The following is a 14,828-nucleotide window of genomic DNA, read 5'->3' as shown; positions in this document are numbered from 1 at the left end:
CAAAAACTCCAGAACGACGACACAGATCGGTTCGAATGAAAGGATCTGTCAGGGACATAAATCAGGCGTAATAAATAGCGGATTAACAGGCCCAGAGCGTGAGAATCACCCGCACACTTGAGTCAAAATGCCCCGCCGCATGAAACCGGTCATGCGGCGACGCGACTGACGCTGATCAATGGCTCAACGACTCAACGACTCAACGACTCATCATGTAGCGAATCAAACCGCTCCCATGAAATCACGCTTGCCGATTTCTACGCCGTTGTGGCGCAGCAAGTCGTATGCGGTGGTTACGTGGAAGAAGAACTGCGGCAGGCTGTAGGTCAGCAGGTAGCTCTGGCCGGTGAAGCGCTTTTCTTTGGGTGTGCCGGGACGCAGGATGATTTCGATCTCTTCGTTGCCGTCGACCTGCTCTGGCTTGATGCTGCCGATGAACGCCAGGGTCTTGGCGAGCAAGGCTTGCAGCTCGGCAAAGGTAGTCTCGGTATCGTCATATTTCGGCATTTCTACATTCGCCAGACGTGCCGAAGCACCTTTGGCGAAGTCGACAGCGATCTGCACCTGGCGGGTGAAGTTGAGCATGTCCGGGAACAGACGAGCCTGCAGCAGCGCCTCAGGCTGGATATTTTTTTCTGTTGCGTGGGCTTCAGCCTTGGTCAGGATAGCGCTCAGCGCGTTGAGCATTTGCTGAAACACCGGGATGGAGGCGGAATACAGAGAAATAGTCATGACAGATCCTGAATGAAAGGTAACAGATTATAGGCACGCTATCCTGGCAACGCAGTTGGTCTTTATTGTCGTCGTCCGGGAAAAGCGCAAAGACAAGCTTCAGGCGCTGGAAAATATTCATCACACAGCCTAGGCTGACTGCCCGCCATCGCCTATGGAAAGCGCCATGTCTATCGAACAGCCCTCGACGTCACCTACAGACGCGCCCGACACGACCGACGCGCTGCACTTGAACAGTACGGAATTGCGCATTCTGGGTTGCCTGATCGAAAAACAAGCGACCAGTCCTGAAACCTATCCGCTGACCCTTAACGCTCTGGTGACCGCCTGCAATCAGAAAACCAGCCGCGATCCGGTGATGAACCTGACGCCAGGCCAGGTCGGCCAAAGCCTGCGCGCTCTGGAAGGCCAACGCCTGACACGCCTGGTCATGGGCAGCCGCGCTGATCGCTGGGAACATAAGGTCGACAAGGCGCTGGAGCTGGTTCCGGCGCAGGTAATTCTGACCGGCTTGCTGTTGCTGCGCGGCCCGCAAACTGTCAACGAGCTGCTCACCCGCAGCAACCGGATGCATGACTTCGAGGACAGCGAGCAAGTGGTTCACCAGCTGGAACGACTGATTTCCCGCAACATGGCCATGTTGGTACCGCGCCAGTCCGGGCAGCGGGAAGACCGTTACATGCACACCCTGGGCAACCCTGAAGAGCTGCAGGAAATACTCGCCAACCGGCAAAGCTCGCCGGAGCGCAGTTCCGGCAGCTCAGCATCGGCATCCGCCGAACGCCTGGACGAGCTGGAAGCGCGCATTGCAGCACTCGAAGAGCGCCTCGCGAAGCTTGAATAGCTCTTGTAGCGACCAAACGGCACTCTGCCCTGTTTATTCAATAGGATAAACAGGGCAAAAACGCTCATCAGCCGCGAGCAAACGCCGCCGCCAGCTGGAATTGCTCGTTGGTCGGGCGCACTCCGGTGTACAGCACGAACTGCTCCAGTGCCTGAATGGCCGCGACTTCATCGCCGCTGATAATGCGCTTTTGCAAACGTCTGGCTGCCTTGATTAAAGGCGTATCCGCTGGCGTAGCCACCACATCGAAAACCGTCTCTGCGGCTTCAATGGCATCCTCGCTGAAAGACAGCTCTTCAGACTGCGCGCCGCTCATGCCCAGCGGCGTAACGTTGACCAATAGCGACGGACGCTCCTTGCCAAGCTCAGCCTGCCAGCGCAGCCCACAGGCATCTGCCAGGGCGCGGCCGGTTGTTTCATTGCGGGCGACAATCAGCCCGCTCGTAAAGCCGGCATCACGCATGGCAGACACCACCGCCTTGGCCATGCCGCCGCTGCCGCGCAAGGCAAACTCGCTGCGTGGCACCGCTCGACTCTGCAGGAGTTGCTCCACAGCGATGTAATCGGTGTTATAGGCCTTTAAATGCCCGTCAGTGTTGACGATGGTATTAATCGACTGAATCGCGGTTGCGGAGGCATCCATCTCGTCGACCCATTCAATACACGCCTCTTTGAACGGCATCGACACCCCACATCCACGGATACCGAGGGCACGTATTCCGCCGATTGCGGCAGGAAGGTCGCCAGTCGTAAAAGCCTTGTAGTAAAAGTTGAGTCCGAGCTGCTCATACAAGTGATTATGAAAACGCACCCCGAAGTTACCGGGGCGTCCGGCAAGCGACATGCACAGCTGCGTTTCTTTGTTGGGGACCATCAGCATTATTTCTCCTCAACGGTATTAGAAAAAACCTGCCCGGCAGGCGTACTATTCACACCGCATCAGTAAGTCGATCCGGTAGTTATAAACACGCTGGATACCTTACACAAAATTTACGCAACGGCTTCGCAGTTTTCCCTGGAACCGCTGTCTTAGAATTATCCCGTGGCAGTGCTTGAGAAGAATGCAAGCCCGCGACAACGGGGTTGAAAGCCGAGGAACAGTCATGATTCGTCAAATCCCCAAGGTTGCCTTGTTAATAGGTGCCCTAGCCCTCGCAGGTCAAGCGAACGCCCATGGCGGCGGCGGTGGTGGCTGGGGTGGTCCGGCAGTAGTCGGTGCCATTGTCGGCGCTGCGGTCGTGGGTGCAGTGGTTTCGTCAGGCCGTGACCGAACCGTCTATGTCGAACAGCCACAGCCTGTTTATGTGCAGCAGCCGGTGTATGTCCAGGCGCCGCCGCCACCGGTTTACTATCAGCCGGGATATCAGGTGGTCGTCCCGCCACCGGTCTACTATCAGCCACGCCATTACGGCCCGCCACCCGGCTATTACTACGGTCCGCCCCGTGGTTATTATGATCGCGGTCGCTGGTAACAGTTGACCTTCAGCCCCGCCAGCCAGGCGGGGTTGTTGTTTGTGAGTTTCAGGAAAGCCAGTCCGGCGACACCGCTAACCCGACAGTCGCTTTCAGAACATTGACTGGCTCCGGGACCGATCATCATTGGATCGGAATCATTCAACGGATGACCGGTCATCCTGTAGACAGCCGTATCGAACCTCATAAAAACAAGGAATGCGTTTATGCCGACACAGCACCCGCACCGAGCCGCTGGACTCTGCACCTCGAACAAGGTCTACAGCGCCCTGACGGAGTTGAAGAGTCTTGAAGGGCATCGCACCGCCAAGCTCCTCTCCCTTCTGGCACAAAACCTGGTCGAAAAAGGCTTACTGACCGACCCGGAAGTTGTTGCAATGCTGGATCTGGTCGTCGACTGATCCGTCGCGACCTGCCGGACATTTCTTTTGTCATCAATGTCGACTATCGAGAGCGGTGATTTCTGCATCCCGTCATGGCGCCTTAAAGTAGCGCCATAGATTGATGGAGGCAGTTATGACCAAGGTTCAAATCATGTCGGTAGTTGGAAGCGCTGTTCCGGCGAACCTCAGAGCGCGCGGCCTGCTGGCCTGCTGGTATCTGATGCAGAACGGCGAACCCGTTAGCGGCCCATTCGCATCCTTGCCTGCGGCCCAGGCGCTTTCCGAGAAACTCGACGGCGCCCAGCTCAACGGCTAAGGCTTTTCACCGAATTTCGTTTTACCCGAAATCGTGCGTTGCTCCGCACAACCCCTTGCCCGCATCCCTCCCCTGGTGCGGGCTTTTTTTTGCCTGTCCGAAATCAGGTACGCTCGGCCATCGCGGCGTTGACCTGACAACGATGCGCCAGTTTCTGCAGGCGTTTTTCAAGCCCCATGAACACCACACGGTCAGCGCGGCCGCTCTCAAGTTCATCAATCAAGTCATTGGCGACTTGCCGTAACTCATAAGCAATGACCACACGATCATCGTTCAAGTCCTGCTTGTGCGATTCGAACAGGCGATGCAGATAGTCCTGCAACGTGTTTTGCAAACGGTGCCGATCGGACGCCCGCAAATGATTCAAACTGACGCTGATCTTGGCCAACAGCTCGCTGAGCTCACCGCAAAGGTACTGGATACGGCGTGCATAACCGGTTTCACGCGTACGCAATTGCTGATGCTGGATTGCAGCATCCTGCTTCTTCTGAATGGCCGGGATAGCAACGGCAGCCATCATCCCGACAATCAATCCCGTGGCCTGTACCCAACCCGCCCAATCGGCCGGCCTGGAAAAGAACCCCAAGCCCGACAGGACTACGGCGACGGCACCGGCGACGATCACCAACACTGCGTAATCCTTACTGATAAAACCTTTGGGCATTGCGCGACTCCTTTGATCTGCGTAGGCAACCATCGATGGCATGAGATGCTAATCGTTGCGCGTCTGGCGCACCACGACTATTCAACAACCAGCCTTAATCGACCGGCTTTGTCGGCAGAAGCTGAACCTTGCCTGTCGCTGCAGTTTTATTAGCGAAAGGTCTTACAACACCCATCGACAGTAACGAACTGTGCTCCTAAAATGCGGCATTGTTCTTATAACTCCGTGCGATATCGTACTTTCCACTCTTAGTGAGCATCTCGCTTGAAAATTCATCTTTCTCTTCTCGGCCTATTATTTGTTCTTACAGGCCCGGTACTTTGCACCAGTGCCCAGGCGAACGAGCCCGCCGCCATTTCACGCGACCCGTCACAACTGCATCTTGCCTCTGGCAGTGCCATGGTCGTCGACTTGCAAACGGACAAGGTGTTGTACTCCAGCAACCCCGACGTGATTGTGCCCATCGCTTCGGTTACCAAGCTCATGACGGCAATGATCGTGCTTGACGCAAAACTGCCCATGGATGAAGTCATCCCGATCAACATCTCGCAAACGCCGGAAATGAAAGGCGTGTTTTCCAGGGTCAAAATCGGCAGCGAACTGCCACGTAAAGAGATGCTGCTGATCGCCTTGATGTCGTCGGAAAACCGCGCTGCAGCGAGCCTGGCCCATAGCTATCCTGGCGGCTACGCCGCATTTATCCAGGCTATGAACGCCAAAGCCAAGGCGCTAGGCATGAAGCACACGGTGTATGTCGAGCCGACCGGCCTCTCGATCTACAACGTATCGACCGCGCGCGACCTGACCAAGCTGGTCCTGGCGGCTCGGAAATACCCGATGTTGAGCGAGCTGAGCACGACGCCAGAGAAGACCGTCACATTCCGTAAGCCCACGTACAGCCTGGGCTTCAGCAATACCGACCACCTGGTCCGCAAATCCACTTGGGACATCAAGCTGACCAAGACCGGTTTCACCAATCAAGCAGGCCATTGCCTGGTGTTGCTGACCAGCATGGCCAATCGCCCGGTATCAGTGGTGATCCTCGATGCGTTCGGTAAATACACCCACTTCGCCGACGCCAGCCGTTTGCGCCTATGGATGGAGACAGGCAAAAGCGGCCCGGCACCTGAAGTTGCCTTGCAGTATAAAAAGGAAAAAAACCTGATCATGAAACAGAATGGATTGCAGGCCAAAGAGTAACCGCCCTGCTCTTCATTTCCTGAATTTGGCGATTGACTGCAAAGCCCCGCACACTTTGCAGTTGATCGGCAATTGCCACACCCTAACTTCAGCTGCAACTACCCCGCTTAACAAAAATTTCATCCCCCGACGCACCGCTCTTCAAGCAAACAATCCTCCCATGAGCTAAACCTCTGTCAACGCTTGCATTAATTCGAGCGGCTTTCGGGAGTACAAAACATGCTCGTCAAATGGCTTCTGGCCGCATTGCATCTACTGGCGTTCGGTTTTGCCCTGGCGGCCGTGCTGGCCCGAGGACGCGCGTTGCGTCGACTGCGCGACGATGACCCAAGGTCCTTCAGAGACGTGTTCGTGGTGGACAACATCTGGGGAATATCCGCCGCAATACTGCTGATCACTGGCGCCCTTCGCGCGTTTGGCGGTTTTGAAAAAGGCTCCTATTACTACCTGCACCAACCGCTGTTTCACCTGAAGATGCTGGCATTCATTGCGATTGTGGTCTTGGAAGTCATACCCATGTTCGCGTTCATCAAGTGGCGTATAGCGTTCAAAAACCAGGAGCACATTGACACGCGCCGCGCCCGGCGATTTGCCAGGATCAGCCATGCAGAAGCGGCGTTGATGGTCATCATAGTGATCGCCGCGACCGGGATGGCGCGGGGGAACTTGCTCAGCTAAAAGCAGAAACAACTCGGCCGCGAGACCTGTGAGGATTTCGCGGCCGAGTCGAACTCGATGCGGGCCGTATCAGTTGTACTGAGTCACCAGCTTGATATTGAGGTACGCCTCGATGGCTTCGGTGCCGCCTTCGGAGCCATAACCCGAGTCCTTGATCCCGCCAAACGGAATCTCAGGCAGGCCAATCCCCAAATGGTTGATCGAGAGCATGCCTGCCTCGATATAAGTGCTCAACGCATTGGCCGTTTTCATCGATGTAGTGAACGCATACGACGCGAGCCCGAAAGGCACCCGATTGGACTCTTCCAAGGCTTCTTCCAGAGTGTCGAAAGGCACCAGCAGCGCAACAGGGCCGAAAGGCTCTTCGTTCATGATGCGCATATCGCGAGTCAGGCCGCTGAGTACAGTCGGCTCGAAGAAATAACCCGGGCCTTCAATGGCATGCCCGCCGGCGTGCACGGTCGCGCCGGCATCACGCGCATCATCCACCAACGCGGCCAAGGCCGGGATGCGCCGATCATTGGCGACCGGACCCATCGTGGTAGTGGCATCAAGTCCGTTGCCGACCTTGATTTCGCGGGTCAGGCCAACAAACTTCTCGGTGAACGCATCGAACACGCCGCGCTGAACCAGAATTCGAGTCGGAGAAACACAGACCTGACCGGCGTTACGGAATTTGGACATCGTCAGCACCCGCGCTGCCAGATCGATATCGGCGTCATCGAAGACCAGTGCCGGTGCGTGCCCGCCCAACTCCATCGTCGCGCGCTTCATGTGCTGGCCAGCGAGCGCCGCCAGTTGTTTGCCCACAGGCGTCGAGCCAGTGAAGGTGACTTTGCGGATCACTGGATGTGGAATCAAATAGCTGGAAATCTGGGCTGGATCGCCATAAACCAGGCCAATCACGCCCGCCGGGACACCGGCATCGGCGAAGGCACGAATCAATTCGGCAGGCGATGCCGGGGTTTCTTCAGGGGCCTTGATGATGATCGAGCAGCCGGCAGCCAATGCCGATGACAGTTTGCGCACAATCTGATTGATCGGGAAGTTCCACGGCGTGAAGGCAGCAACAGGACCTACGGGCTCCTTGATGACTTTTTGTTCGATACCTGCGCCTCGTGACGGAACGATTCGTCCGTAACTGCGACGACCTTCCTCAGCGAGCCATTCAACAACATCGGCTGCAGCCAGGGTTTCGGTGCGCGCTTCGGCCAGCGGCTTGCCTTGTTCCTGGGTCAGGATGCGAGCGATGGTCTCGACACGTTCACGCAGCAAGTGCGCAGCCTTTTGCATGATTTTATAGCGATCGAAGGCCGAGGTTCGGCGCCACACCGCAAAACCGCGCTCGGCAGCAGCCAGCGCTTCATCGAGGTCGGCGATGTCAGCATGGGCCACGGTACCCAGAGTTTCACCGGTAGCAGGATCGATGACTGGCAAGGTTCGACCATCGCGGCTGGCGCGCCACTGGCCGTCGATGAAAAGCAGAACATCAGGATACATAGAGATTCTCCAATCGCATTCAAGTGATGAACGAATTTAGGGGTACCTGCTCGTATTGGTCAAGCGTGAATATCTGCCAGGCCGAAAAGCGCCCTTGGATAGCACCCAAACTCAGTCCGTCAGTTCTGTTTCACGCTGGGTTGCGGCGTCATCGAAAACGACATAAAGCCGCTCGGCGATCTGGCTTTTGATCGCCTTGGCTGTCTCCAGCCCGAGCACGAAGCCCTCAGCCTTGCCGCCCGCGCGATTCAGCTCGCTGACTGTGCCTGCCTGTGTGATCGCTTCAAACAGTTTTTCAGCGTGCGGGCTTGCGCCTTTAGGGAGGGATATCTGGTCAATGCTCATGTATTAATTCCTGGCATGCAAAAAGAAGGCAGAAGACCGCGCCAGGCAACAATTAAATATCAGCCAAGTGACCGACGCGGTAAAAAGGTGAGCACATGGTAAACCTGTCTGGGAAATCAGGGGCCAGCGATTGCGCCACGATGCCAAAACTGAGCGAATCAGCCTTTTCTGCGCTGCTGCCAGGCAGCAGCCAGGCCGCTGAGGCAAATGACCGTGATACCGAACTGTGCGGTCAGCGATGGGGCATGGTCGAAGATCAGATAACCCAGCAGGCCTGCGAACACTATCTGGCAGTAGCTGAATGGCGCCAGCATCGCGGGAGCTGCGAAGCGGTAAGCCTGGGTCAACAGCAGGTGCGCGACCATGCCGCATGTTCCCAGCGCCAGCATCAACGGCAGATGCTTGAGCTCTGGCGTTTTCCAGAAAACGGGCACCAATGCCGACATCACAAGGGTATTGAACAGGCCGGCGAAGAAGTTACTGGTCGTCGGGCTGTCGTGGGCGCTGACCATACGTGTCAACAGTTGATAAAAAGCGAAACACAACGCCGAACACAGTGGCAGAAGACTGGCTGGCGTAAACAGCTCACCCCCCGGATGGACGATGATCAGCACGCCGACAAAACCGACCAATACGGCGGCCCACTGCTTGCGCGTGACGTGCTCACGCAGCAATGGAACCGACAGCGCAGTGATTAACAAGGGAGCCAGGAAGTTAACGGCCGTCGCTTCGGCCAGTGGTATGTACATCAGGCCGGTGGTGAAAAACAGACTGGTGCCCAACAGACACAACGCACGCATCACTTGCAGTTTCAGCCGTTTGGTTCGCAATACCCGCAAGCCCGCCGAAGGCATGAAAATGCAGGCCATCAGCAAGGTGTGCACGACGTAGCGCACCCAGACCACCATGACGATGGGATAGAAACCCGACAGGTATTTGGACAGCGTGTCATGCGTAGAGAACAGAAGAGTCGCCAGAACAATAAGGGCGATACCCTTGAGTGGCTGATTGACGCCGGATAAGGGCGTGCTGGCAGTGCTCATCGAGTTTCCTTGGCGAGGCAGAAAACAGGCACTTGACTGGATGCCAATACGGCAATGTGCCCGCCGTCCCTGAGTGATGGATAGCGCAAGAATATAGAAGCGCCTGCAGTAATCCAAACAAAGCCGGAGAATTCAGGAATATTTATGACCGAGCGGTCCCGCAACGACGCTCAGGTCCACAGCCAGGAAGATTTCTGCCGCATCGCCAATTACCGTAAAACCTGCGAGCGCTCCAACCAACGTTCAAAACTCTCAAAGGTGAGAAGCGCAGACTGGACGACCTGGCTGCGCTGAACGGGATCATCAACGACCGAAAGCAGCGTAAGAAAACTCCTTCACATCTGCCCTGCAGCGCCCCCATAAACATTAAGGAAAGCAGCACCACTGCCGCTTTCAATCGATAACTTGGTCTTTACGATTCGACTCAATACCTGACCGCCGAGCGTCGCGCCTTCCATCACATACATGACACCCAGCGCTTACAGCCGGCTGTTCAGTGGGGGCAGTTCATGGCATATCTCAAGCGCGGCAATTTGCTCTTGAGTAAGCCCCAGCACTTCAAGATCCTGCGCCAGCGCCGCTGCTTTATGTCGGCCGATGAGGATCGAGGTATCGAGATCGGAAACCTGGTCAAGTTGTCGTTCAAGGGAAAAGTAAAAGCCGTAATAGGCTTCGAGCAGGCGCAGATAAACACCTCTGTCCAGGTCAGCAGAAACAAAGGGCAGTCTTTTTTCGAGGGATTGATGGGGCGCGGCGGTGGCATCGCGCAGTTCCTGATGAACCAGAGAGACATTCATCTTCCCAGGATTCAACGCTGCTTGAGTGTGTGTTTCAACCAAGGTCTTTCAAGTCCGGCAAAGTGTAAGTATTGGCTCAACAATGGCTATCGACGCCAAATCGCGACGCCGATATCCATGAACCATCTTTCAGAAAATGTAATCGGTGGTTAGAAAACTCGATTCTCGGTTTCTTATGATGTCGCTGATCAACGCCTTGTTCGCATCCTGGAATTTGGCTGCCACAAGAGTTCGAATCGAGAATACCCGCAGGGCATCATGCACAGACAATGTTCCCTCCGCTGAGTTTTTTCGACCGTTGAAAGGAAACTGATCAGGGCCACGCTGACACTGCGCATTGATATTGATACGGCCGACCTGATTGGCGAATGCATCGACCAGGCGACCGACCTGAGCCGAGTCTGTGCCGAAGATACTCAACTGCTGGCCGAAATCGGAATCCAGGACGTAGTCGATCACTTTTTCCAGATCGCTATACACCACGACAGGCACCACCGGCCCGAATTGCTCCTCGTGATAAACCCGCATCTGAGCATTTACCGGATACAAGAGCGCAGGGTAAAAAAACGTTTCGCGGATTTCACCACCGCCAGGATTTACCACTTGCGCGCCTTTTTCCAGCGCATCATCAACCAGCCCCTTAAGGTATTCGGTTTTCCCCGGCTCGGGTAAAGGCGTCAGCGATACGCCCGGCTCCCAAGGCATGCCGGGTTTCAACTGGGCGAGCTTGGCGGTGAATTTCTGCAGAAAACTGTCAACCACGTTTTCATGCACAAACAGAATCTTCAATGCGGTACAGCGCTGCCCATTGAATGACAAAGAGCCGGTAACGCATTCGCTGACCGCATTGTCCAGATCGACATCCGGCAAGACAATGCCCGGATTTTTCGCGTCCAGGCCCAGCGCAGCACGCAGGCGATGAGGCTTGGGATGGAGCTTTTTCAGGTCACTGGCAGCCTTGTTGGTGCCGATAAAGGCGAACACGTCGATCTTGCCGCTGGCCATCAAGGCACTGACCGTTTCGCGGCCACTGCCGTAGATAACATTGATCACACCGGCTGGAAAACTGTCACGGAACGCCTCAAGCAGCGGGCGAATCAGCAGCACTCCAAATTTCGCCGGCTTGAAAACCACGGTGTTGCCCATGATCAATGCAGGGATCAGCGTGGTGAAGGTCTCGTTCAGTGGGTAGTTGTAAGGCCCCATGCACAGTGTTACGCCCAACGGTACACGCCGGATCTGGCCCAGCGTGTCCTGCTCGAGTTCAAAACGGCTTGAACGCCGATCCAGCTCTTTCAATGCATGGATAGTGTCGACGATGTAATCGCAGGTTCGATCAAATTCCTTTTCCGAATCTTTGAGATTCTTGCCGATTTCCCACATCAACAGCTTGACCACGGCTTCTCGCTGCTCTCGCATACGCTTGAGGAAGGCTTCAACGTGGCGAATTCGATCCACGACCCGCATTGTCGGCCAACTGCCCTGCCCACGGTCGTAAGCCTGAACAGCAGCGTCCAACGCCGTCATCGCAGTTGCGGCATCCATTAATGGCGTACTGCCGAGAATCACCGAGCGGATGCCTTCCGGAACCGTCAGGCAAATCGGGCTGCGCACCGGAGCCAACGGCCCCGGCCACAAATGCAATGTCCCACCGACCAGGTATTCGCGCTGCTCAATGGCGTCGCACGGACGATACTGCTCCGGAATGTCCTCCAGCGCGGGAAATAATGTTTCAAGTTGGCTGTTAACAGTCACTTCCTTGCACCTCTCGTGAAATTGGCAACAAACACGTTCCCGGCTACCTTACGCCAAACCCTTGCCTCGAACGAATCCTCTGCCAAGACAACCTGCCGGCAACCGAAAATATTTTCCGGCTTGCTTGACTTCTCCAATCCAATCAGTAACATAGCGCTCATTCCGCGATAGCTCAGTTGGTAGAGCAAGTGACTGTTAATCACTGGGTCCCTGGTTCGAGTCCAGGTCGTGGAGCCAGACAAGGTTCCAGAGAAGGCTTCCAAAATCTCTGAACCCCCCGAAGAACCCGCCTTCTGGCGGGTTTTTTCGTTTTGGCGTTCCGTCGGATTCCGGTGGGTACCAGCCGTTTTAAGGGTAGAGTTTGGGATAAAGGTCAGTTCGATAATAGGGAGTACCCTTATGTCGCGCACCACTGCTCCACTCTCCGATTCAGCTTGCCGTTCGGCCAAGCCCACAGACCGCGCCTACAAGCTTTTCGACGGCGACGGCCTTTACCTTCTAGTCCAACCCAATGGCCGCAAAGGCTGGCGTCTCAGATACGTTAAACCTGATGGCCGGGAAGGACTGACCTCATTCGGCAACTATCCCATCGTTGGCCTCGCCGATGCGCGCCGCAAGCGCTTGGAGGTCAAGCGAATGCTGGCGGATGGCATTGATCCCATAGGAGCCAAGCACCAAGCCAAGACGCAAGCCCTAATCAAAGGCCGCACCTTTGAAAGCGTTGCCCTCGGCTGGCACACGGAAATGTCAGCCAAGTGGGCACCAGACTATTCCAAGACAGTGATGAGCCGCCTCAAAACCCACCTCTTCCCGCTAATCGGCGCCCGCGCCATTGTCGACCTAGACACCCACGACCTTATGCAGCCCTTGGAAGCGATCAAGAAGCGCGGAACGATAGACATTGCTTTAAGGGTACAAAACTACCTGCAGAGCATCATGCGCGAGGCAAAGCGCCTCCGGCTTATCACCGTGAACCCTGCGTACGACCTCGTAGGCTCGATCAAAGCCTCGCGAGTCGTCCACCGCCCCGCTTTATCCTTATCGCGCTTGCCTGAATTGCAGGAACGGATCGACACCTATAAAGGCCGCGCACTTACCCGGCTGACGGTCTTACTCTCGCTGCACGTGTTTGTACGCTCCAGCGAGCTGCGCTTCGCCCGCTGGAGCGAGTTCGACCTCAAGCGTGGCGTCTGGGAAATACCCGATACGCGACCAGCATTGGAAGGCGTACCCTTTTCCACAAGGGGTACGAAGATGGTAGGCGATATCCATCTTGTACCCTTATCGCCACATGCGGTCGCCCTGCTCGAACAGATCCGCGCAATCACAGGCAAATTTGACTTGGTCTTCGCAGGCGATACCAAGTCTTGGAAACCAATGTCCGAAAACACTGTGAACAGCGCGCTTCGGAAGATGGGGTACGACACCAAATCCGAGATCTGTGGGCATGGATTTCGTTCGATGGCCTGCAGCGCACTGATCGAGTCCGGTTTGTGGACGGACACAGCCATCGAGCGGCAGATGAGCCACAAGGAACGCAACAACGTCCGAGCGGCCTACATCCACAAGGCCGAGTTCATCGAAGAGCGCAGACTGATCATGAACTGGTGGAGTCGTTACCTTGAGGCTAATCAGCAGGAGCATGTCAGCCCACGCGAATTCGCCAATCAGACGGGTGCTAACGTCACTCGACTAAAAGCAAAACGTGGCGCAACCGAGTAAGCGCTCGGTCCTCATATCTCAGTGATCCGCTTGTCCACGCGGGTCCATCCAAACAGGGCTGCAAAGCCGCCCTGTTTGGATGGACCTCACTTAAAAAATCTAAAGCCCACGCAACTGTCTGCGGAAAACCACGGATTTCCACCGGTGGATAGCTTCATCTACAGCCGCAGAACTCCCGAAAATTCGAGTCTTGACCCGAATTATCCACAGGCGTAGAAAAGATCGGGCAAAGCGCTGTCGTTGACAGCAGCCCCAGGTAGCCAGAACCTTTAAGGCTACGCCACACCGTGGTGGTTCTCCCAAAGTGCGATTAGCGTCCGGCGGCTCGCACGGTCACAGCGATGTGATGGATGCCTACTTTTATCAGTGTGCCCAATGCGGCAACTCATACTCTTTCATAGCTGCCCTGCAGCAACCTATCCGCTTGGCCATTTCATTGCGCCAACCTGCGCCCGTCTCTTTCTCCCGGAAAGAGACGGGCGCTCGTACCACTGCTGCAAGCCACGTCGTACAGGGCATTGCGGCATTTCCCCTCGTGACAATCGGCGTGACAAACACCGAAGTCACCAGCAACAGCGATGCAGATGGTGGTGCCGCAGCCCAGGGAATGGACTGCACCTGACTGACAGTCAGGCATGCCCCGGTCATCGCCTCACTGCCTTCACCCGACTCAGGTTCTCGCGGCATTGGTCTCGTCAGCCAGTGCAGCCTCCACCCGCCCACTTCTTCGGAGGTGTTCAGGAGGCCAGATCATGAGATGCCCAAGCTCCCGGTCGTAATGAGCCGTCAGTCCCGCGTTAGTAGACAACCCTCACAGGTCGCAGGGGCCTTGATCCCTGATAACACTCAACATTCTTGGCGGGATGACGCGGGGAAAGCTTCAAAGATTTGGCTTCGACAGGAATTTGATCATGGCACTGGTAGGTAAACGTGGCGGGCGCAATTTTGGCTATGGCCGGCAACTTAGTTATGCCGGGCCACAGGCGCTACGTGATCTGTTTGGCGGCGGGCATTACGGGACGGTCAAAGCACACAGTGATCGTTGGCTGGCGTTTGTACGCTGGTGTCGGTCGGAGGATGGCCCGGGAATTAATGACGCACGGCAGATTGATCGGCAGACCTTGCTGGATTACGCGGAGCATCTGCGCCACCTGGTTGAGCGCAGCGATCTCGCCATCGCCACTGCGCAAAACCGATTGTCCAGCGTCAATCGGACCCTGACAGCGCTTCGCGGTGATCCGTATGTGAAAGTACCGAGTCCGAGCAAGGCGCTAGGAATGCGGCGCACCAGTGTTCGTCGTTCGGTGCCGCAAGGCCAAGACCGCGAACATGTGAAGAGGGTCTTAGAGGTGCTTTGCGCACACCAGCAGCCGCGT

The 14,828-nt window shown here is 56.0% G+C and carries 16 protein-coding genes, 1 tRNA gene and 1 pseudogene; 10 read left to right on the top strand and 8 right to left on the bottom strand.

Features of this window, described 5'->3' with window-relative positions:
* Positions 1–222: 222 nt before the first annotated feature.
* Positions 223–732 carry a DUF1993 domain-containing protein gene (locus tag AFK24_RS23655; protein WP_065835535.1) on the bottom strand — a complete coding sequence of 170 codons (510 nt, stop codon included), beginning with the start codon at positions 730–732 and terminating at the stop codon, positions 223–225.
* Positions 733–898: 166 nt separating this feature from the next.
* On the opposite strand from AFK24_RS23655, the gene AFK24_RS23650 reads away from it, so the two are divergent.
* Entirely contained in the window at positions 899–1,576 is a 678-nt protein-coding gene (locus AFK24_RS23650; protein ID WP_065835534.1) for a YceH family protein, read from the top strand.
* A 67-nt stretch (positions 1,577–1,643) separates the two neighbouring features.
* Here AFK24_RS23650 and AFK24_RS23645 read toward each other — a convergent pair whose 3' ends face one another.
* Positions 1,644–2,456 (bottom strand): shikimate 5-dehydrogenase, encoded by an 813-nt coding sequence (locus tag AFK24_RS23645; RefSeq protein ID WP_065835533.1) that lies wholly within the window; start codon positions 2,454–2,456, stop codon positions 1,644–1,646.
* 223 nt (positions 2,457–2,679) lie between these two features.
* On the opposite strand from AFK24_RS23645, the gene AFK24_RS23640 reads away from it, so the two are divergent.
* The 3 genes from AFK24_RS23640 to AFK24_RS23630 all read left to right on the top strand — a co-directional run bounded on the left by AFK24_RS23640 (position 2,680) and on the right by AFK24_RS23630 (position 3,748).
* Complete coding sequence (locus AFK24_RS23640; protein ID WP_065835532.1) at positions 2,680–3,048, top strand: hypothetical protein; 369 nt, start codon at positions 2,680–2,682, stop codon at positions 3,046–3,048.
* 207 nt (positions 3,049–3,255) lie between these two features.
* Positions 3,256–3,450, top strand: coding sequence for a hypothetical protein (locus tag AFK24_RS23635; protein WP_065835531.1), 195 nt, complete (start codon positions 3,256–3,258; stop codon positions 3,448–3,450).
* Positions 3,451–3,565: 115 nt separating this feature from the next.
* Positions 3,566–3,748, top strand: a complete 183-nt coding sequence (locus tag AFK24_RS23630; RefSeq protein WP_065835530.1) for a hypothetical protein — start codon at positions 3,566–3,568, stop codon at positions 3,746–3,748.
* Between the two features lie 103 nt (positions 3,749–3,851).
* On the opposite strand, the gene AFK24_RS23625 is transcribed toward AFK24_RS23630, so the two are convergent.
* The gene (locus AFK24_RS23625; protein WP_065835529.1) at positions 3,852–4,412 is read right to left on the bottom strand and encodes a hypothetical protein; all 561 of its coding nucleotides are present in this window, start codon (positions 4,410–4,412) and stop codon (positions 3,852–3,854) included.
* Positions 4,413–4,676: 264 nt separating this feature from the next.
* Between AFK24_RS23625 and pbpG the strand changes: the two genes are divergently transcribed.
* On the top strand, positions 4,677–5,612 hold the full coding sequence (gene pbpG / locus AFK24_RS23620; protein WP_065835528.1) for a D-alanyl-D-alanine endopeptidase: 936 nt from the start codon (positions 4,677–4,679) through the stop codon (positions 5,610–5,612).
* 219 nt (positions 5,613–5,831) lie between these two features.
* Positions 5,832–6,290 carry a DUF2214 family protein gene (locus AFK24_RS23615; protein ID WP_065835527.1) on the top strand — a complete coding sequence of 153 codons (459 nt, stop codon included), beginning with the start codon at positions 5,832–5,834 and terminating at the stop codon, positions 6,288–6,290.
* Positions 6,291–6,359: 69 nt separating this feature from the next.
* Here the strand turns inward: AFK24_RS23615 and AFK24_RS23610 are convergent, their stop codons facing one another.
* From AFK24_RS23610 to AFK24_RS23600, 3 genes are all read right to left on the bottom strand, one after another.
* Positions 6,360–7,790: an NAD-dependent succinate-semialdehyde dehydrogenase gene (locus tag AFK24_RS23610; RefSeq protein ID WP_065835526.1), complete on the bottom strand. Its 1,431-nt coding sequence runs from the start codon at positions 7,788–7,790 to the stop codon at positions 6,360–6,362.
* A 111-nt stretch (positions 7,791–7,901) separates the two neighbouring features.
* Positions 7,902–8,135, bottom strand: a complete 234-nt coding sequence (locus AFK24_RS23605) for a hypothetical protein (RefSeq protein ID WP_065835525.1) — start codon at positions 8,133–8,135, stop codon at positions 7,902–7,904.
* Positions 8,136–8,293: 158 nt separating this feature from the next.
* A complete protein-coding gene (locus AFK24_RS23600) occupies positions 8,294–9,178 on the bottom strand; it encodes a DMT family transporter (RefSeq protein ID WP_065835524.1) in 885 nt (294 codons plus the stop codon).
* 144 nt (positions 9,179–9,322) lie between these two features.
* Between AFK24_RS23600 and AFK24_RS31255 the strand changes: the two genes are divergently transcribed.
* Positions 9,323–9,472 (top strand): hypothetical protein, encoded by a 150-nt coding sequence (locus AFK24_RS31255; protein ID WP_170826386.1) that lies wholly within the window; start codon positions 9,323–9,325, stop codon positions 9,470–9,472.
* A gap of 185 nt (positions 9,473–9,657) precedes the next feature.
* On the opposite strand, the gene AFK24_RS30175 is transcribed toward AFK24_RS31255, so the two are convergent.
* Complete coding sequence (locus AFK24_RS30175; RefSeq protein ID WP_139110567.1) at positions 9,658–10,017, bottom strand: biliverdin-producing heme oxygenase; 360 nt, start codon at positions 10,015–10,017, stop codon at positions 9,658–9,660.
* Positions 10,018–10,104: 87 nt separating this feature from the next.
* The gene (locus AFK24_RS23590) at positions 10,105–11,730 is read right to left on the bottom strand and encodes an NADP-dependent glyceraldehyde-3-phosphate dehydrogenase (protein WP_065835523.1); all 1,626 of its coding nucleotides are present in this window, start codon (positions 11,728–11,730) and stop codon (positions 10,105–10,107) included.
* 161 nt (positions 11,731–11,891) lie between these two features.
* Between AFK24_RS23590 and AFK24_RS23585 the strand changes: the two genes are divergently transcribed.
* The 3 genes and pseudogenes from AFK24_RS23585 to AFK24_RS23575 form a co-directional block, all read left to right on the top strand.
* Positions 11,892–11,967 (top strand) — tRNA-Asn (locus AFK24_RS23585).
* A 162-nt stretch (positions 11,968–12,129) separates the two neighbouring features.
* On the top strand, positions 12,130–13,452 hold the full coding sequence (locus AFK24_RS23580) for a tyrosine-type recombinase/integrase (RefSeq protein ID WP_065835522.1): 1,323 nt from the start codon (positions 12,130–12,132) through the stop codon (positions 13,450–13,452).
* 911 nt (positions 13,453–14,363) lie between these two features.
* Positions 14,364–14,828, top strand: a pseudogene (locus AFK24_RS23575) (integrase domain-containing protein); the annotation flags it as partial.

The sequence above is a fragment of the Pseudomonas syringae genome, from assembly GCF_001698815.1.
Taxonomy (GTDB): Bacteria; Pseudomonadota; Gammaproteobacteria; order Pseudomonadales; family Pseudomonadaceae; genus Aquipseudomonas; species Aquipseudomonas syringae_A.
This window is presented reverse-complemented; position numbering and strand designations above follow the sequence as displayed.

Coding starts and splice junctions, on each gene's coding strand:
- AFK24_RS23655 (WP_065835535.1), bottom strand. CDS start 732: ATGACTATTTCTCTGTATTCCGCCTCCATCCCGGTGTTTCAGCAAATG.
- AFK24_RS23650 (WP_065835534.1), top strand. CDS start 899: ATGTCTATCGAACAGCCCTCGACGTCACCTACAGACGCGCCCGACACG.
- AFK24_RS23645 (WP_065835533.1), bottom strand. CDS start 2,456: ATGCTGATGGTCCCCAACAAAGAAACGCAGCTGTGCATGTCGCTTGCC.
- AFK24_RS23640 (WP_065835532.1), top strand. CDS start 2,680: ATGATTCGTCAAATCCCCAAGGTTGCCTTGTTAATAGGTGCCCTAGCC.
- AFK24_RS23635 (WP_065835531.1), top strand. CDS start 3,256: ATGCCGACACAGCACCCGCACCGAGCCGCTGGACTCTGCACCTCGAAC.
- AFK24_RS23630 (WP_065835530.1), top strand. CDS start 3,566: ATGACCAAGGTTCAAATCATGTCGGTAGTTGGAAGCGCTGTTCCGGCG.
- AFK24_RS23625 (WP_065835529.1), bottom strand. CDS start 4,412: ATGCCCAAAGGTTTTATCAGTAAGGATTACGCAGTGTTGGTGATCGTC.
- AFK24_RS23615 (WP_065835527.1), top strand. CDS start 5,832: ATGCTCGTCAAATGGCTTCTGGCCGCATTGCATCTACTGGCGTTCGGT.
- AFK24_RS23610 (WP_065835526.1), bottom strand. CDS start 7,790: ATGTATCCTGATGTTCTGCTTTTCATCGACGGCCAGTGGCGCGCCAGC.
- AFK24_RS23605 (WP_065835525.1), bottom strand. CDS start 8,135: ATGAGCATTGACCAGATATCCCTCCCTAAAGGCGCAAGCCCGCACGCT.
- AFK24_RS23600 (WP_065835524.1), bottom strand. CDS start 9,178: ATGAGCACTGCCAGCACGCCCTTATCCGGCGTCAATCAGCCACTCAAG.
- AFK24_RS31255 (WP_170826386.1), top strand. CDS start 9,323: ATGACCGAGCGGTCCCGCAACGACGCTCAGGTCCACAGCCAGGAAGAT.
- AFK24_RS23580 (WP_065835522.1), top strand. CDS start 12,130: ATGTCGCGCACCACTGCTCCACTCTCCGATTCAGCTTGCCGTTCGGCC.